Origin of the sequence: Bacillus sp. FSL R5-0603, from assembly GCF_038050295.1 — a bacterium.
In the GTDB taxonomy this organism is placed as follows: domain Bacteria; phylum Bacillota; class Bacilli; order Bacillales; family Bacillaceae; genus Bacillus; species Bacillus subtilis.
The window spans coordinates 2711664-2729698 of the sequence record NZ_JBBOYP010000001.1 but is presented as its reverse complement, the minus strand read 5'-3'; the positions used below and the strand labels follow the sequence as shown (position 1 = coordinate 2729698).

14 protein-coding genes and 1 other annotated feature (1 of these 15 only partly in view) are annotated in these 18035 nt (G+C 44.0%); of the genes, 13 read left to right on the top strand and 1 reads right to left on the bottom strand.

The features are described from left to right. Positions 1 to 192, top strand: a binding site (T-box leader); it begins 55 nt to the left of the window's first position. A 121-nt stretch (positions 193 to 313) separates the two neighbouring features. The 13 genes from ilvB to yihA all read left to right on the top strand — a co-directional run bounded on the left by ilvB (position 314) and on the right by yihA (position 17404). Then, positions 314 to 2038, top strand: coding sequence for an acetolactate synthase large subunit (gene ilvB / locus NYE56_RS14125; protein WP_004398643.1), 1725 nt, complete (start codon positions 314 to 316; stop codon positions 2036 to 2038). Then, complete coding sequence (gene ilvN, locus NYE56_RS14120; protein ID WP_004399096.1) at positions 2035 to 2553, top strand: acetolactate synthase small subunit; 519 nt, start codon at positions 2035 to 2037, stop codon at positions 2551 to 2553. The genes ilvB and ilvN overlap by 4 nt, the downstream gene beginning before the upstream one ends. A 23-nt stretch (positions 2554 to 2576) precedes the next feature. Further along, positions 2577 to 3605, top strand: a complete 1029-nt coding sequence (gene ilvC / locus NYE56_RS14115) for a ketol-acid reductoisomerase (protein WP_003222549.1) — start codon at positions 2577 to 2579, stop codon at positions 3603 to 3605. Continuing rightward, positions 3592 to 5148, top strand: coding sequence for a 2-isopropylmalate synthase (locus NYE56_RS14110; RefSeq protein ID WP_341284000.1), 1557 nt, complete (start codon positions 3592 to 3594; stop codon positions 5146 to 5148). The genes ilvC and NYE56_RS14110 overlap by 14 nt, the downstream gene beginning before the upstream one ends. A 20-nt stretch (positions 5149 to 5168) precedes the next feature. After that, positions 5169 to 6266: a 3-isopropylmalate dehydrogenase gene (leuB, locus tag NYE56_RS14105; RefSeq protein WP_015251530.1), complete on the top strand. Its 1098-nt coding sequence runs from the start codon at positions 5169 to 5171 to the stop codon at positions 6264 to 6266. A gap of 49 nt (positions 6267 to 6315) precedes the next feature. Next, entirely contained in the window at positions 6316 to 7734 is a 1419-nt protein-coding gene (gene leuC, locus NYE56_RS14100; protein ID WP_080529631.1) for a 3-isopropylmalate dehydratase large subunit, read from the top strand. A gap of 12 nt (positions 7735 to 7746) precedes the next feature. Next, a complete protein-coding gene (leuD, locus tag NYE56_RS14095; RefSeq protein WP_063335546.1) occupies positions 7747 to 8346 on the top strand; it encodes a 3-isopropylmalate dehydratase small subunit in 600 nt (199 codons plus the stop codon). A gap of 118 nt (positions 8347 to 8464) precedes the next feature. Beyond that, on the top strand, positions 8465 to 9469 hold the full coding sequence (ddcA, locus tag NYE56_RS14090; RefSeq protein ID WP_341283999.1) for a DNA damage checkpoint antagonist DdcA: 1005 nt from the start codon (positions 8465 to 8467) through the stop codon (positions 9467 to 9469). A gap of 227 nt (positions 9470 to 9696) precedes the next feature. Next, complete coding sequence (gene tig, locus NYE56_RS14085) at positions 9697 to 10971, top strand: trigger factor (RefSeq protein ID WP_014477565.1); 1275 nt, start codon at positions 9697 to 9699, stop codon at positions 10969 to 10971. A 271-nt stretch (positions 10972 to 11242) separates the two neighbouring features. Further along, the gene (clpX, locus tag NYE56_RS14080; RefSeq protein ID WP_003229613.1) at positions 11243 to 12505 is read left to right on the top strand and encodes an ATP-dependent protease ATP-binding subunit ClpX; all 1263 of its coding nucleotides are present in this window, start codon (positions 11243 to 11245) and stop codon (positions 12503 to 12505) included. A 151-nt stretch (positions 12506 to 12656) separates the two neighbouring features. Further along, positions 12657 to 14315, top strand: coding sequence for an ATP-dependent protease LonB (lonB, locus tag NYE56_RS14075; RefSeq protein ID WP_004398923.1), 1659 nt, complete (start codon positions 12657 to 12659; stop codon positions 14313 to 14315). Positions 14316 to 14495: 180 nt separating this feature from the next. Further along, entirely contained in the window at positions 14496 to 16820 is a 2325-nt protein-coding gene (gene lon, locus NYE56_RS14070) for an endopeptidase La (protein WP_341283998.1), read from the top strand. Then, positions 16817 to 17404 carry a ribosome biogenesis GTP-binding protein YihA/YsxC gene (gene yihA / locus NYE56_RS14065; protein WP_003229621.1) on the top strand — a complete coding sequence of 196 codons (588 nt, stop codon included), beginning with the start codon at positions 16817 to 16819 and terminating at the stop codon, positions 17402 to 17404. Before lon ends, yihA begins: the two co-directional genes overlap by 4 nt. A 21-nt stretch (positions 17405 to 17425) precedes the next feature. Here the strand turns inward: yihA and NYE56_RS14060 are convergent, their stop codons facing one another. Further along, entirely contained in the window at positions 17426 to 17923 is a 498-nt protein-coding gene (locus tag NYE56_RS14060; protein WP_341283997.1) for a hypothetical protein, read from the bottom strand. Between the last annotated feature and the right edge of the window lie 112 nt (positions 17924 to 18035).

The window sequence follows — 18035 nt, the reverse complement described above, 5'->3', positions numbered from 1 at the left end:
GTTAGCTGAGAACCGGCGAAGCTTTACAAGGTGAACTCGCCTCAGAGTGCCAGTCTGAAATGACAGTAGGACTTGGCCGGGTGAACTTGATTCACTCGTTACTAAAGCGGATAGAAATATCCATGAGACGGCCGATTAATAGGCCGTAAACAAGGGTGGTACCGCGGAAAGAAAAGCCTTTTCGCCCCTTTTAGCTATCGCAGTTACTGCGCGGCTGATTGTGGGCGGAAGGGCTTTTTTTATTGAATAATCAGCTATCTAGCTAATGAAAAGATGATCTTTAAAGGATGAAAATCCAAAAGGAGGAACTAAAATGGGGACTAATGTACAGGTGGATTCAGCATCTGCCGAATGTACACAGACGATGAGCGGAGCATTAATGCTGATTGAATCATTAAAAAAAGAGAAAGTAGAAATGATCTTCGGTTATCCGGGCGGGGCTGTGCTTCCGATTTACGATAAGCTATACAATTCAGGGTTGGTACATATCCTTCCCCGTCACGAACAAGGAGCAATTCATGCAGCGGAGGGATACGCAAGGGTCTCCGGAAAACCGGGTGTCGTCATTGCCACGTCAGGGCCGGGAGCGACAAACCTTGTTACAGGCCTTGCTGATGCCATGATTGATTCATTGCCGTTAGTTGTCTTTACAGGGCAGGTAGCAACCTCTGTAATCGGGAGCGATGCATTTCAGGAAGCAGACATTTTAGGGATTACGATGCCAGTAACAAAACACAGCTACCAGGTTCGCCAGCCAGAAGATCTGCCGCGCATCATTAAAGAAGCGTTCCATATTGCAACAACTGGAAGACCCGGACCTGTATTGATTGATATTCCGAAAGATGTAGCAACAATTGAAGGAGAATTCAGCTACGATCATGAGATGAATCTCCCGGGATACCAGCCGACAACAGAGCCGAATTATTTGCAGATCCGCAAGCTTGTGGAAGCCGTGAGCAGTGCGAAAAAACCGGTGATCCTGGCGGGTGCGGGCGTACTGCACGGAAAAGCGTCAGAAGAATTAAAAAATTATGCTGAACAGCAGCAAATCCCTGTGGCACACACCCTTTTGGGACTCGGAGGCTTCCCGGCTGACCATCCGCTTTTCCTAGGGATGGCGGGAATGCACGGTACTTATACAGCCAATATGGCCCTTCATGAATGTGATCTATTAATCAGTATCGGCGCCCGTTTTGATGACCGTGTGACAGGAAACCTGAAACACTTTGCCAGAAACGCAAAGATTGCCCACATCGATATTGATCCAGCTGAAATCGGAAAAATCATGAAAACACAGATTCCTGTAGTCGGAGACAGCAAAATTGTCCTGCAGGAGCTGATCAAACAAGACGGCAAACAAAGCGATTCAAGCGAATGGAAAAAACAGCTTGCCGAATGGAAAGAAGAGTATCCGCTCTGGTATGTAGATAATGAAGAAGAAGGTTTTAAACCTCAGAAATTGATTGAATATATTCATCAATTTACAAAAGGAGAGGCCATTGTCGCAACGGATGTAGGCCAGCATCAAATGTGGTCAGCGCAATTTTATCCGTTCCAAAAAGCAGATAAATGGGTCACGTCAGGCGGACTTGGAACGATGGGATTCGGTCTTCCGGCGGCGATCGGCGCACAGCTGGCCGAAAAAGATGCTACTGTTGTCGCGGTTGTCGGAGACGGCGGTTTCCAAATGACGCTTCAAGAACTCGATGTTATTCGCGAATTAAATCTTCCGGTCAAGGTAGTGATTTTAAATAACGCTTGTCTCGGAATGGTCAGACAGTGGCAGGAAATTTTCTATGAAGAACGTTATTCAGAATCTAAATTCGCTTCTCAGCCTGACTTCGTCAAATTGTCCGAAGCATACGGCATTAAAGGCATCAGAATTTCATCAGAAGCGGAAGCAAAGGAAAAGCTGGAAGAGGCATTAACATCAAGAGAACCTGTTGTCATTGACGTGCGGGTTGCCAGCGAAGAAAAAGTATTCCCGATGGTGGCTCCGGGGAAAGGGCTGCATGAAATGGTGGGGGTGAAACCTTGAAAAGAATTATCACATTGACTGTGGTGAACCGCTCCGGAGTGTTAAACCGGATCACCGGTCTATTCACAAAAAGGCATTACAACATTGAAAGCATTACAGTTGGACACACAGAAACAGCCGGCGTTTCCAGAATCACCTTCGTCGTTCACGTTGAAGGAGAAAATGATGTTGAACAGTTAACGAAACAGCTCAACAAACAGATTGATGTGCTGAAAGTCACAGACATCACAAATCAATCGATTGTCCAGAGGGAGCTGGCCTTAATCAAGGTTGTCTCCGCACCTTCAACGAGAACAGAGATTAATGGAATCATAGAACCGTTTAGAGCATCTGTCGTTGATGTCAGCAGAGACAGCATCGTTGTTCAGGTGACAGGTGAATCTAACAAAATTGAAGCGCTTATTGAGTTATTAAAACCTTATGGCATTAAAGAAATCGCGAGAACAGGTACAACGGCTTTTGCGAGGGGAACCCAGCAAAAGGCGTCATCCAATAAAACAATATCTATTGTATAAAACATAACAAGGGAGAGATTGAAATGGTAAAAGTATATTATAACGGTGATATCAAAGAGAACGTATTGGCTGGAAAAACAGTAGCGGTTATCGGGTACGGTTCGCAAGGCCACGCACATGCCCTGAACCTTAAAGAAAGCGGAGTAGACGTGATCGTCGGTGTTAGACAAGGAAAATCTTTCACTCAAGCCCAAGAAGACGGACATAAAGTATTTTCAGTAAAAGAAGCGGCAGCCCAAGCCGAAATCATCATGGTTCTGCTTCCGGATGAGCAGCAGCAAAAAGTCTACGAAGCTGAAATCAAAGATGAATTGACAGCAGGAAAATCATTAGTATTCGCTCATGGATTTAACGTGCATTTCCATCAAATTGTTCCTCCGGCGGATGTAGATGTATTCTTAGTGGCGCCTAAAGGACCGGGACACTTGGTCAGAAGAACATATGAGCAAGGAGCCGGCGTACCTGCATTGTTCGCAATCTATCAAGATGTGACTGGAGAAGCAAGAGACAAAGCCCTCGCATATGCAAAAGGAATCGGCGGCGCAAGAGCGGGTGTATTAGAAACGACATTTAAAGAAGAAACAGAAACAGATTTGTTCGGTGAGCAAGCAGTTCTTTGCGGCGGATTAAGCGCGCTTGTCAAAGCCGGATTTGAAACATTAACTGAAGCAGGTTATCAGCCTGAACTTGCATACTTCGAGTGTCTTCATGAGCTGAAATTAATCGTAGACCTTATGTACGAAGAAGGACTTGCAGGAATGAGATATTCAATCTCTGATACAGCACAGTGGGGAGATTTCGTATCAGGTCCTCGCGTTGTGGACGCTAAAGTAAAAGAATCTATGAAAGAAGTATTAAAAGATATCCAAAACGGAACATTCGCAAAAGAGTGGATCGTCGAAAACCAAGTAAACCGTCCTCGTTTCAACGCTATCAATGCAAGCGAGAACGAACATCAAATCGAAGTAGTGGGAAGAAAGCTTCGTGAAATGATGCCGTTTGTGAAACAAGGCAAGAAGAAGGAAGCGGTGGTCTCCGTTGCGCAAAATTAATTTTTTCGATACGACGCTTCGTGATGGTGAACAGTCCCCTGGAGTGAACTTAAATACACAGGAGAAACTTGCCATAGCTAAGCAGCTCGAAAGACTCGGGGCAGATATCATTGAAGCGGGATTTCCCGCTTCGTCCCGAGGTGACTTTTTAGCTGTTCAGGAAATCGCAAGAACCATTAAAAATTGTTCAGTAACTGGTCTGGCCCGTTGTGTAAAAGGTGATATTGATGCTGCTTGGGAAGCGTTAAAAGAAGGTGCTCACCCGAGAATTCATGTTTTTATTGCCACATCGGACATTCATTTGAAGCACAAGCTGAAAATGACACGTGAGCAAGTCATTGAAAGAGCGGTTGAAATGGTGACATACGCAAAAGAACGTTTTCCGATTGTGCAATGGTCAGCTGAAGATGCCTGCCGCACTGAACTGCCGTTTCTAGCAGAAATCGTCGAAAAAGTGATTGACGCAGGCGCCAGTGTTATCAATCTTCCGGACACTGTCGGCTACCTGGCTCCGGCGGAATACGGAAATATCTTTAGATATATGAAGGAAAACGTTCCGAACATTCACAAAGCAAAGCTTTCAGCCCACTGTCATGATGATTTAGGAATGGCAGTCGCAAACTCTCTTGCTGCGATTGAAAATGGCGCTGATCAAATCGAATGCGCTGTGAACGGAATCGGTGAAAGAGCCGGAAACGCGGCATTAGAGGAAATTGCCGTAGCCCTCCATACCAGAAAAGATTTCTACCAAGTCGAAACAGGTATTACGCTGAACGAGATTAAGAGAACAAGTGATTTAGTAAGCAAACTGACAGGCATGGCTGTCCCGCGCAACAAAGCGGTTGTTGGAGATAATGCATTTGCTCATGAATCAGGCATCCATCAGGACGGCTTTTTAAAGGAAAAATCGACTTATGAAATTATTTCACCGGAGCTTGTCGGCGTAACCGCAGATGCGCTTGTCCTAGGTAAACATTCCGGACGCCACGCATTTAAAGACCGGCTGACTGCTTTAGGATTCCAATTTGACAGTGAAGAGATTAATAAATTCTTTACGATGTTCAAAGAGTTGACTGAGAAGAAAAAAGAAATCACTGATGAGGATCTTGTTTCTCTTATTTTAGAAGAAAAAGTAACAGATCGCAAGATTGGGTATGAATTTCTTTCTCTGCAAGTACATTACGGAACAAGTCAGGTCCCTACGGCTACTCTATCTTTGAAAAATCAAGAAAACGCACAGCTTATTCAGGAAGCTGCAACTGGAGCTGGAAGCGTGGAAGCAATCTACAATACGCTTGAGCGCTGCATCGATAAGGATGTGGAGCTCTTAGACTACCGCATTCAGTCTAACAGAAAAGGCGAAGATGCATTTGCCCAGGTGTATGTAAGAGTTTTGGTGAACGGAAAAGAATCAACAGGGCGGGGCATAGCGCAAGACGTATTAGAAGCATCAGCGAAAGCCTATTTGAACGCAGTAAACCGTCAATTGGTTTTCCAGTCGAATATGAGCGGATTGAAAAACCACACAGCTGTCGGATCATAAAAGAAAGGAGAACGGTAAACTTGAAGAAACGTATTGCTCTATTGCCCGGAGACGGGATCGGCCCTGAAGTATTAGAATCAGCGACAGACGTACTGAAAAGTGTTGCCGAACGCTTTAACCATGAATTTGAATTTGAATATGGCCTGATTGGAGGGGCGGCTATTGATGAACATCATAACCCCCTCCCGGAGGAAACCGTTGCTGCTTGTAAAAATGCAGACGCGATATTGCTTGGCGCTGTCGGCGGACCGAAATGGGATCAAAATCCTTCGGAACTGAGACCGGAAAAAGGGCTGCTCAGCATCAGAAAACAGCTTGATTTGTTTGCGAATTTACGGCCTGTGAAGGTATTTGAAAGCCTTTCTGACGCTTCGCCTTTGAAAAAAGAATATATAGATAATGTTGATTTCGTTATCGTTCGTGAGCTCACAGGCGGCTTGTATTTCGGCCAGCCGAGCAAACGCTATGTAAACACTGAAGGTGAGCAGGAAGCAGTAGATACACTGTTTTATAAGCGAACGGAAATTGAACGAGTGATCAGAGAGGGCTTCAAAATGGCGGCAGCCAGAAAAGGCAAAGTGACCTCTGTAGATAAAGCGAATGTTCTTGAATCAAGCCGGCTGTGGCGTGAAGTGGCTGAGGACGTTGCACAAGAGTTTCCTGATGTGAAGCTTGAGCACATGCTTGTGGATAACGCGGCCATGCAGCTAATCTATGCACCGAATCAATTTGATGTCGTTGTGACTGAAAATATGTTCGGTGATATTTTAAGCGATGAAGCGTCCATGCTTACAGGCTCGCTCGGAATGCTCCCGTCAGCCAGCCTATCAAGCTCTGGTCTTCATCTGTTTGAACCTGTTCATGGCTCCGCGCCTGATATTGCTGGTAAAGGGATGGCAAATCCGTTCGCAGCCATATTGTCAGCGGCAATGCTTTTGAGGACATCTTTCGGGCTTGAAGAGGAAGCGAAAGCTGTAGAAGATGCGGTAAACAAAGTCTTGGCTTCCGGAAAAAGAACAAGAGACTTGGCACGGGGTGAAGAGTTCAGCAGCACTCAGGCCATTACAGAGGAAGTTAAGGCAGCAATCATGAGTGAAAATACAATTTCTAATGTGTGACAGCTTACGTTAAGCGGTCTTAGCTCTAGGTAGAGGGAGGAAATAAAAGATGATGCCTCGAACAATCATCGAAAAGATTTGGGATCAGCATATTGTAAAACATGGTGAGGGAAAGCCGGATCTTCTCTATATTGATTTGCACCTCATTCATGAGGTGACGTCTCCTCAGGCATTTGAAGGCTTGAGACAAAAGGGAAGAAAGGTCAGAAGACCCCAAAACACATTTGCGACAATGGACCACAACATCCCGACTGTCAATCGTTTTGAGATAAAGGATGAAGTTGCGAAACGCCAGGTAACGGCGCTTGAAAGAAACTGTGAGGAATTTGGCGTGCGTCTTGCCGATCTTCACAGTGTGGATCAAGGGATTGTCCATGTCGTCGGACCTGAACTAGGCTTAACGCTTCCAGGGAAAACGATTGTGTGCGGGGACAGTCATACATCAACACATGGCGCTTTCGGCGCTCTTGCATTTGGAATCGGGACGAGTGAGGTTGAACATGTCCTTTCCACACAGACACTTTGGCAGCAGCGTCCAAAAACACTTGAAGTGCGCGTAGATGGAACGCTTCAAAAAGGGGTAACGGCAAAGGATGTCATCCTTGCTGTCATCGGCAAATACGGTGTGAAATTCGGCACAGGCTACGTCATTGAATACACTGGGGAAGTATTCAGAAATATGACGATGGATGAACGAATGACCGTTTGTAACATGTCAATTGAAGCAGGAGCAAGAGCAGGTTTGATTGCGCCTGACGAGGTGACGTTTGAATATTGCAAAAATCGCAAGTACACGCCAAAAGGCGAAGAATTTGACAAGGCCGTAGCTGAATGGAAGGCGCTGCGCACAGACCCGGGCGCTGTTTACGATAAATCTATTGTCCTTGACGGCAACAAAATTTCCCCTATGGTGACATGGGGCATTAACCCGGGAATGGTTCTTCCTGTCGATTCTGAAGTTCCTGCGCCGGAAAGCTTTTCTGCAGAAGATGATAAAAAAGAAGCGATTCGTGCTTATGAATATATGGGACTGACTCCTCATCAGAAAATTGAAGACATTAAAGTGGAGCACGTATTTATCGGTTCCTGCACAAATTCCCGCATGACTGACCTTCGACAGGCTGCTGACATGATCAAAGGGAAGAAGGTAGCTGACAGCGTAAGGGCCATCGTCGTGCCCGGATCCCAAAGCGTGAAGCTTCAGGCTGAAAAAGAAGGGCTTGACCAGATTTTCTTGGAAGCTGGATTTGAATGGAGAGAGTCAGGCTGCAGCATGTGTTTGAGTATGAATAATGATGTTGTTCCTGAGGGAGAGCGCTGTGCATCAACCTCTAACCGCAACTTCGAGGGCAGACAAGGAAAAGGTGCAAGAACACATCTCGTCAGCCCGGCAATGGCTGCGATGGCTGCCATTCACGGACACTTCGTTGATGTCAGAAAGTTTTATCAGGAAAAAACAGTTGTGTAAGGAGTGCGCGAGATGGAACCTTTGAAATCACATACGGGGAAAGCAGCCGTATTAAATCGGATCAATGTGGATACAGACCAGATTATTCCTAAGCAATTTTTGAAGAGGATTGAAAGAACAGGCTACGGGCGTTTTGCATTCTTTGACTGGAGATATGATGCGAATGGTGAACCGAACCCTGAATTTGAATTAAACCAGCCTGTTTATCAAGGAGCTTCCATTTTAATAGCAGGAGAAAACTTCGGCTGCGGGTCATCGCGTGAACACGCTCCGTGGGCACTTGATGATTATGGGTTTAAAATTATCATTGCGCCGTCATTTGCTGATATTTTTCATCAGAACTGCTTTAAAAACGGCATGCTTCCGATCCGCATGCCATATGACAATTGGAAACAGCTTGTCGGCCAGTATGAAAACAAGTCATTGCAAATGACTGTTGACCTTGAAAATCAGCTGATTCATGACAGTGAAGGCAATCAAATTTCATTTGAAGTTGACCCGCATTGGAAAGAGATGCTGATCAACGGATATGATGAAATTTCATTAACGCTGCTGCTGGAGGATGAAATCAAGCAATTTGAATCACAAAGAAGCTCTTGGCTTCAAGCCTGAAAAAGCGGCCGGTATTTGTCCGGCGGCTTTTTTTGCCTGATGAAACCTTTCATTTCTTGTGTTTGTTCACAGGTGTTGATACACTTGAACAAAATAAATGCCTGAAAGGAATATAGGTATGACGCATGACAAGAAGAACGCAAAAATTATTCCTTTTCCTCATCTGAAAGACCGCCTTGTGGAAAAAGGAATGTCATCACTAAAGGAAAAAAAGTATCAAGAAGCGCTTGAACTGTTTTCAGACGCGATGAAATATGATGATACTGAAGCCGATCTTCACTTAGGGATGGCCATCTGCTTTTTAGAGCTGGGCGAGTTGGAAGAGGCAAAAAGCGTGTGCGAGAAGATGCTCAAAGAAGGTTATGGCCATTATTTTACGGTTTTGCAGGTGTACATGACCATCTTAATTCAGCTCAAAAAATACGAGGAAGTCAAAAGCACCATTGAAGCCGTTTTGGAAGAAAATCAGCTGCCGGCAGAAAGCGCCGAGCAATTTTATAAGCTGCTGGATTTCAGCCGGAAAATGACCGATCCGGATCGTGAGGACGAGGCTTGGGCCGAAGAATATGAGGATACAATTGACACCGAGAAAGTGCTGGCAAGCCCTGAGGAGCAAATGAATCTCATTCATTCCTTAAAAGACCGTAACGTAGCAAAGTATACAGGATTGCTTAAAACAATCCTTCAAGACCCCTCAGCCCATCCGATTATCAAAACGATGATTGTCATGCTGTTGGCTGAGCATGAGTACAGTAAACCTGTACACATTAGTAAATTTGGCGAGTCGTTGACAATTGAACCGTCTGAGATTGTTCCGCCTGATGCCGCGCCGATTCTGCACCGTGTTCTCAGGGTGCTGGATGAGACACTTGGAAATGAAAATCCAACCTTATATGCAGCAGTAGAAGAATTGTGGAGAAGACATTTGTACGTTTTATATCCGTTCCAGCCGAAATTGCTGTCGGCTGACCTTTGGGCGGCTGCCCTTCATAAAGTCGGTTACGAGATGCACGGGATTGAAATTGAAAGCGAAGAACTTCATATGATGTATGAATTTACCGACAGAGAACTCGATGAAGCTTGCACAATGTTAAAAGATATTGAAGAAATTTCTTATTTGTAAATCGCGCCATATAGTTGAAAGCGCTATGTGTTATGTTATAATATAGTGGTTGTATTTGTGTATAACGGGTTATAAGAAATACGGTTGGACAGGCTTTGCAGTTCATTATTAACATCTATACATAATGATTCTGATCTTTGGCAGCTTTGTTTTTGTTGGACGAAGCCGAATGATTGCTTTAGAATGGAAGACCGACACAACCTGAATAGATTTTTGGAGGGAAACACATGTCTGTAAAATGGGAAAAACAAGAAGGCAACGAAGGCGTTTTAACGGTTGAAGTTGATGCTGAAACGTTTAAAACAGCACTTGATGATGCATTTAAAAAAGTAGTAAAACAAGTTTCAATTCCTGGATTCCGTAAAGGTAAAATTCCTCGCGGATTATTCGAACAGCGCTTTGGCGTAGAAGCTCTTTACCAAGATGCTTTGGATATTCTTCTTCCTGTAGAATACCCTAAAGCGGTTGAAGAAGCTGGAATCGAGCCTGTAGACCGTCCTGAAATCGATGTTGAAAAAATCGAAAAAGGCGAAAGCTTAATCTTCACTGCGAAAGTAACAGTAAAACCTGAAGTGAAGCTTGGCGAATACAAAGGCCTGGGCATTGAAAAAGACGACACAACTGTAACTGACGAAGATGTTCAAAACGAACTAAAAGCCCTTCAAGAGCGTCAAGCTGAGCTTGTTGTAAAAGAAGAAGGCGCCGTTGAAGAAGGAAACACAGTTGTTCTTGATTTCGAAGGATTCGTTGACGGCGAAGCTTTCGAAGGCGGAAAAGCTGAAAACTACTCTCTTGAAGTAGGATCTGGCTCATTCATCCCTGGCTTCGAAGATCAGTTAGTTGGTCTTGAAGCAGGCGCTGAAAAGGATGTTGAAGTGACATTCCCAGAAGAATACCACGCTGAAGAGCTTGCAGGCAAACCAGCTGTGTTTAAAGTGAAAATTCACGAAATCAAAGCGAAAGAGCTTCCTGAGCTTGACGATGAATTCGCAAAAGATATCGATGAAGAAGTGGAAACACTTGCTGAATTAACTGAAAAAACAAAGAAACGTCTAGAAGAAGCAAAAGAAAACGAAGCTGACGCTAAATTGCGTGAAGAGCTTGTTCTGAAAGCTTCTGAAAATGCTGAAATCGATGTTCCGCAAGCAATGGTCGACACTGAGCTTGACCGCATGCTGAAAGAATTCGAACAGCGTCTGCAAATGCAAGGCATGAACCTTGAGCTTTACACTCAATTCTCAGGTCAAGATGAAGCTGCGCTTAAAGAGCAAATGAAAGAAGATGCTGAAAAACGCGTAAAATCTAACCTGACTCTTGAGGCGATTGCGAAAGCGGAAAACCTTGAAGTATCAGATGAGGAAGTTGATGCTGAGCTTACTAAAATGGCTGAAGCATACAACATGCCTGTTGAAAATATTAAACAAGCCATCGGTTCTACTGACGCGATGAAAGAAGATTTAAAAGTTCGCAAAGCAATTGATTTTCTTGTAGAAAACCGTTAATATGGTGCATAATAATAGTACTAATAAAACAGGGCGCGAATCATTCGTGCCTTGTTTTGTACAATTATGAGTTATCTCTTTTTCTTGGGGCAATATAGTTAATGCAGGGCTGTTTTTTGTCATACATATAGAATGTGCAAGTCAGAAACACATTGTTACCGTCTTTTTGGAAAGTATGGTAAAATGCAATACATACTCGTTCGTTTCAAGAATCATTTTCTTTTGCTCTGCCGGTAAAAGAAAAAGTGAGACAAGATTAAGGGGTGAAAGAATGTTTAAATTTAACGAGGAAAAAGGACAATTAAAATGCTCGTTCTGTGGAAAAACACAAGATCAGGTTCGTAAGCTTGTAGCTGGACCTGGTGTATATATATGTGACGAATGTATCGAACTCTGCACTGAAATTGTAGAGGAAGAACTCGGAACAGAAGAAGAAGTAGAATTTAAAGACGTACCAAAGCCTCAGGAAATTCGTGAAATTTTGAATGAATATGTCATCGGCCAAGATCAAGCGAAGAAATCACTTGCTGTGGCTGTGTATAACCACTATAAGCGCATTAACTCTAACAGCAAAGTTGATGATGTTGAGCTTTCAAAAAGTAATATTTCATTAATCGGTCCTACGGGAAGCGGTAAAACCCTTCTGGCGCAAACATTGGCTCGCATTTTAAATGTGCCGTTTGCAATTGCAGACGCTACATCTTTGACTGAAGCTGGATACGTGGGTGAAGATGTAGAGAATATTCTCTTGAAGCTCATCCAAGCTGCTGATTATGATGTGGAAAAAGCCGAAAAAGGCATTATCTATATTGATGAAATCGATAAAGTGGCTAGAAAATCTGAAAACCCGTCTATCACACGTGATGTGTCAGGTGAGGGTGTACAGCAGGCATTGCTTAAAATTCTTGAGGGTACAGTGGCAAGCGTGCCGCCTCAAGGTGGACGTAAGCATCCTCATCAAGAATTCATTCAAATTGACACAACAAATATTTTGTTCATTTGCGGCGGAGCTTTCGATGGTATCGAACAAATCATCAAACGCCGTTTAGGCCAAAAAGTGATTGGATTCGGTGCCGACAATAAAGCTGCTGATCTTGAGAAAGAAGATCTTCTTTCAAAAGTGCTTCCAGAAGATTTGCTCCGTTTCGGGCTAATTCCTGAATTTATCGGACGTCTTCCGGTTATTGCAAGCCTTGAAAAGCTTGACGAAGAAGCATTGGTTGCGATCTTAACAAAACCGAAAAACGCTCTTGTTAAGCAATTCAAGAAAATGCTTGAGCTTGACAACGTTGAGCTTGAGTTTGAAGAAGAAGCGCTTTCTGAAATTGCTAAAAAAGCAATTGAACGCAAGACTGGAGCACGCGGACTCCGTTCTATCATTGAAGGCATCATGCTTGATGTGATGTTTGAGCTGCCTTCTCGTGATGACATTGAAAAATGTGTAATTACCGGGGCAACTGTGACACACGGAGAGCCTCCTCGCCTCTTATTAAAAGACGGCACTGAGGTAAGTCAAGATAAAACATCTGCATAAAGATAAGCACAAACCTCCTGAGTGGTAACACTCAGGAGGTTTTTTTGCATGCAACTCTTCTGGAAAAACGTTTATTCCCGTTTTCTATGGGAGATACTAGCAATCAGAGGAATGAATTGGATACATAAATTGTTTTTCAGGAGGGACCACCATGAGTTGGACAGGGATCGCGTTATTTATTCAGCTGTTTTTTGGGATCATTATCGGTTTGTATTTTTGGAATTTGCTTAAAAATCAAAGGACACAAAAGGTCACGATAGATAAAGAATCAAAGAAGGAAATGGAGCAGCTTCGGAAAATGCGCGCTATCAGCTTGTCCGAGCCATTATCTGAGAAGGTCCGCCCCAAAAGCTTTAAAGATATCGTCGGACAGGAAGACGGCATTAAAGCATTAAAGGCGGCTTTATGCGGGCCAAATCCTCAGCATGTGATTGTCTATGGGCCACCGGGAGTTGGGAAAACGGCTGCTGCGCGGCTTGTGTTGGAAGAAGCAAAAAAACATAAACAATCACCGTTTAAAGAGCAGGCTGTTTTTGTGGAACTCGATGCGACAACAGCCCGTTTTGATGAAAGAGGAATTGCCGATCCGCTCATCGGCTCTGTCCATGACCCGATATACCAAGGGGCCGGAGCGATGGGACAGGCTGGGATTCCGCAGCCGAAGCAGGGAGCTGTCACCCATGCCCATGGCGGTGTGCTGTTTATTGATGAAATAGGGGAGCTGCATCCTATTCAAATGAATAAAATGCTGAAGGTGCTTGAGGACAGAAAAGTCTTTTTAGACAGTGCGTATTACAGTGAGGAAAATACACAAATTCCGAATCATATTCATGATATTTTTCAAAATGGGCTGCCGGCTGATTTTCGCTTGATTGGCGCGACCACGAGAATGCCAAACGAAATTCCGCCAGCTATCCGGTCCCGCTGTTTGGAGGTTTTTTTCCGCGAGCTTGAAAAGGACGAGCTGAAAACGGTTGCTAAAACAGCAGCGGATAAAATTGAAAAAAATATCTCCGAAGAAGGACTGGATCTTTTGACCAGCTACACGCGGAACGGGCGGGAAGCCGTCAATATGATTCAAATCGCAGCGGGGATGGCTGTAACGGAGAATCGGAAGGACATTACGATTGAGGATATTGAATGGGTCATTCACTCCAGTCAGCTTACTCCAAAGCACGAGCAAAAAATCGGTGTTGAACCACAGGTTGGCATTGTAAATGGGCTTGCAGTCTATGGGCCTAACAGCGGATCGCTTCTGGAAATCGAAGTGAGTGTAACCGCGGCTCAAGATAAAGGATCAATTAACATCACAGGAATAGCTGAAGAAGAAAGCATCGGCAGCCAATCAAAATCAATCAGACGAAAAAGCATGGCGAAGGGTTCGGTTGAAAATGTATTAACCGTGCTCCGGACAATGGGAATGAAGCCTTCTGATTATGATATTCACATCAATTTCCCAGGAGGGATTCCGATTGATGGTCCGTCAGCAGGCATTGCGATGGCGGCGGGGATTTTCTCGGCGATACACAAAATTCCTATTGACAATACCGTTGCGATGACGGGCGAAATCAGCCTGAACGGTCTTGTGAAACCCATCGGAGGCGTCATTCCGAAAATAAAAGCGGCCAAGCAGTCCGGTGCGAAAAAGGTGATTATCCCATATGAAAATCAGCAGGCCATCTTAAAGCAGATTGACGGGATCGAGATTATTGCAGTGAAGACATTCCAAGAAGTGCTTGATGAAATTTTAGTGAATCCGCCAACGGAACAAAAACCGTTTCATATTGAAATCAATAAAGAATCTGTTTAAACCCTATTTTGATAATAGGGTTTTTTTCATGAAGGACATCTTTTCCTTTTTCATATCAGAAAGAAAGGGTATACTACGAGGAGACTGTTTTATAGAAAATGGAACCATGCCGTTTATTGTACAAGGATGAAAAAGTTGTATTATAATGGTTCATACTAAAGTCACGGAGGTGTCAGTCACATGGCAGAAGAATTAAAACGCAGCATCCCGCTCCTCCCTTTAAGAGGTTTATTAGTGTACCCGACGATGGTTTTGCATTTAGATGTAGGACGTGACAAGTCGGTTCAGGCTCTTGAACAGGCAATGATGCATGACCATATGATATTTTTAGCCACTCAGCAGGATATTTCGATAGACGAACCTGGTGAAGACGAGATTTTCACTGTCGGCACCTATACAAAAATTAAGCAAATGCTGAAGCTTCCGAACGGTACGATTCGTGTGTTGGTGGAGGGCCTCAAGCGCGCCCATATCGTCAAATACAATGAACACGAGGATTACACGTCGGTCGACATTCAACTTATTCATGAAGATGATTCAAAAGATACAGAAGACGAAGCATTGATGCGGACTTTGCTAGACCACTTTGATCAGTACATAAAAATTTCTAAAAAAATCTCGGCCGAAACGTACGCCGCGGTTACTGATATCGAAGAGCCGGGGAGAATGGCAGACATCGTTGCTTCTCATCTGCCCCTTAAACTAAAGGATAAGCAGGATATTTTAGAAACGGCTGATGTCAAAGACAGGCTGAACAAGGTCATTGATTTTATTAATAATGAAAAAGAAGTGCTGGAGATTGAGAAAAAAATCGGCCAGCGCGTCAAACGTTCGATGGAGCGTACGCAGAAGGAATACTACTTACGAGAACAAATGAAGGCGATCCAAAAAGAGCTTGGCGATAAAGAAGGCAAAACTGGCGAAGTTCAGACGCTGACGGAAAAAATCGAAGAAGCAGGCATGCCTGATCATGTGAAGGAAACAGCGCTTAAAGAATTGAACAGATATGAAAAAATTCCGTCAAGTTCTGCGGAAAGCTCCGTGATCCGCAACTATATCGACTGGCTGGTTGCTCTTCCGTGGACGGATGAATCAGATGATAAGCTTGATTTGAAAGAAGCAGGACGTCTCTTGGACGAAGAGCACCACGGGCTTGAAAAAGTAAAAGAACGTATTTTAGAATATTTGGCTGTCCAGAAGCTGACCAAATCTCTGAAAGGCCCGATTCTCTGTTTGGCAGGACCTCCAGGTGTCGGAAAAACGTCTTTAGCCAAATCAATTGCAAAAAGCTTGGGACGCAAATTCGTCAGAATCTCACTCGGAGGAGTACGGGATGAATCAGAGATACGCGGACACAGACGGACCTATGTCGGAGCAATGCCTGGACGTATTATTCAAGGGATGAAAAAAGCGGGCAAGCTGAATCCGGTCTTCTTATTAGACGAAATTGACAAAATGTCATCTGATTTTAGAGGAGACCCATCATCCGCTATGCTTGAAGTGCTTGATCCAGAGCAAAACAGCAGCTTCAGTGATCACTATATTGAAGAAACCTTTGATTTATCCAAAGTGCTGTTTATCGCAACGGCGAACAATTTGGCCACAATCCCGGGTCCGCTCAGAGACAGAATGGAAATTATTAATATCGCAGGCTACACAGAAATAGAAAAACTTGAAATCGTAAAGGATCACTTGCTTCCAAAGCAAATCAAAGAACACGGGCTGAAGAAAAGCAACCTGCAGCTGCGTGATCAGGCGATTCTTGATATTATCCGCTACTATACGAGAGAAGCTGGTGTGAGAAGCCTTGAACGCCAGCTTGCCGCGATTTGCCGTAAAGCTGCAAAAGCCATTGTTGCTGAAGAGCGAAAACGGATTACGGTTACTGAGAAGAACCTTCAAGACTTTATCGGAAAACGTATTTTCAGATATGGACAAGCTGAAACAGAGGATCAGGTTGGTGTAGTGACAGGGCTTGCTTATACAACCGTTGGCGGAGATACGCTGTCGATTGAAGTATCGCTTTCTCCGGGGAAAGGGAAATTAATCCTGACAGGAAAGCTCGGAGATGTTATGAGAGAGTCTGCTCAGGCTGCATTCAGCTATGTGCGATCCAAAACAGAAGAACTTGGCATTGAACCTGACTTTCATGAGAAGTATGATATTCATATACATGTACCAGAGGGTGCGGTGCCAAAAGATGGTCCGTCAGCCGGTATTACGATGGCAACAGCGCTTGTTTCTGCTTTAACGGGACGGGCGGTTTCGCGTGAAGTTGGCATGACTGGAGAAATCACGCTTCGCGGGCGCGTGCTGCCGATCGGCGGCTTGAAGGAAAAAGCGCTTGGCGCACATAGAGCGGGATTAACGACCATTATTGCGCCTAAAGATAATGAAAAAGATATAGAGGATATTCCGGAAAGCGTCAGGGAGGGGCTGACATTTATATTGGCGTCCCACTTAGACGAGGTTTTGGAACATGCCTTAGTAGGAGAGAAGAAATGAAAGTCACAAAGTCAGAAATCGTGATCAGTGCAGTAAAACCGGAACAGTACCCTGAAGGGGGGCTTCCGGAAATCGCATTGGCCGGAAGATCGAACGTAGGAAAATCGTCTTTTATCAATTCATTAATCAATCGTAAAAATCTTGCGAGAACGTCATCAAAGCCAGGAAAAACACAAACGCTTAATTTCTACATTATCAATGATGAGCTGCATTTTGTGGATGTGCCGGGCTACGGTTTTGCCAAAGTGTCAAAGTCTGAGCGTGAAGCATGGGGCAGAATGATTGAAACCTATATCACGACACGCGAGGAATTAAAAGCTGTGGTGCAGATCGTTGATTTGCGGCATGCGCCATCTAATGATGATGTACAGATGTATGAATTTTTAAAGTATTACGGCATTCCTGTTATTGTTATCGCTACAAAGGCGGATAAGATCCCGAAAGGCAAATGGGACAAACACGCGAAGGTTGTCCGACAAACATTAAATATTGATCCGGAAGACGAGCTGATTCTCTTTTCCTCGGAAACGAAAAAGGGAAAAGACGAAGCTTGGGGAGCGATCAAAAAAATGATAAACCGGTAGAGGATCCTCTACCGGTTTTATTTATCGTATAGATTTTTTTCGTTTTATCAATAATAACAATAAACTGATCCCAATAAAGACAAACGGCCAATACTCCTTCAGAAGCGCTGTTGGAATATGCGCAGACTCAAGCCATGCCATAATTTGTTTGAAAAAGTACAAAAACAGGGAAAAACAAATCATCGACACAGCTTCATATACATATTCTTTTTTTTGAACGGTTGAAACGAGAAGTGAGAAGCCGATCATAAAGAGGAGCATTTCAAAATCATCCGGCCACCATACCCACTTCGGCTTGGCAAAAAAGTGTAAACCGATCCCGAAGAGAAGCAAACCAATAAAAAAATGGGGTGTGACGGCTTCTTTTTTTCCTTGATATACAAAGGCTGCGCCTAACAGCATGAGGAGAACAGGCCATTGATCCTGCCTTGAAAACAGTTCGGCTTGGCCGCTTTCTAGCCATGCATATACAGAAGCGGCAAGCAGCAGACAAGGGAATAAAATTGATTTTTGTTTCATGATATCACCTTCTTGTTTTTTAGAGCTGATGTGTAGTAAATTTCTGCTGTTTTTGGTATTGTCAATAGGAATGCTTCTTTTCCCTGAAGCTTTTTCTAATATAGCATAAGAA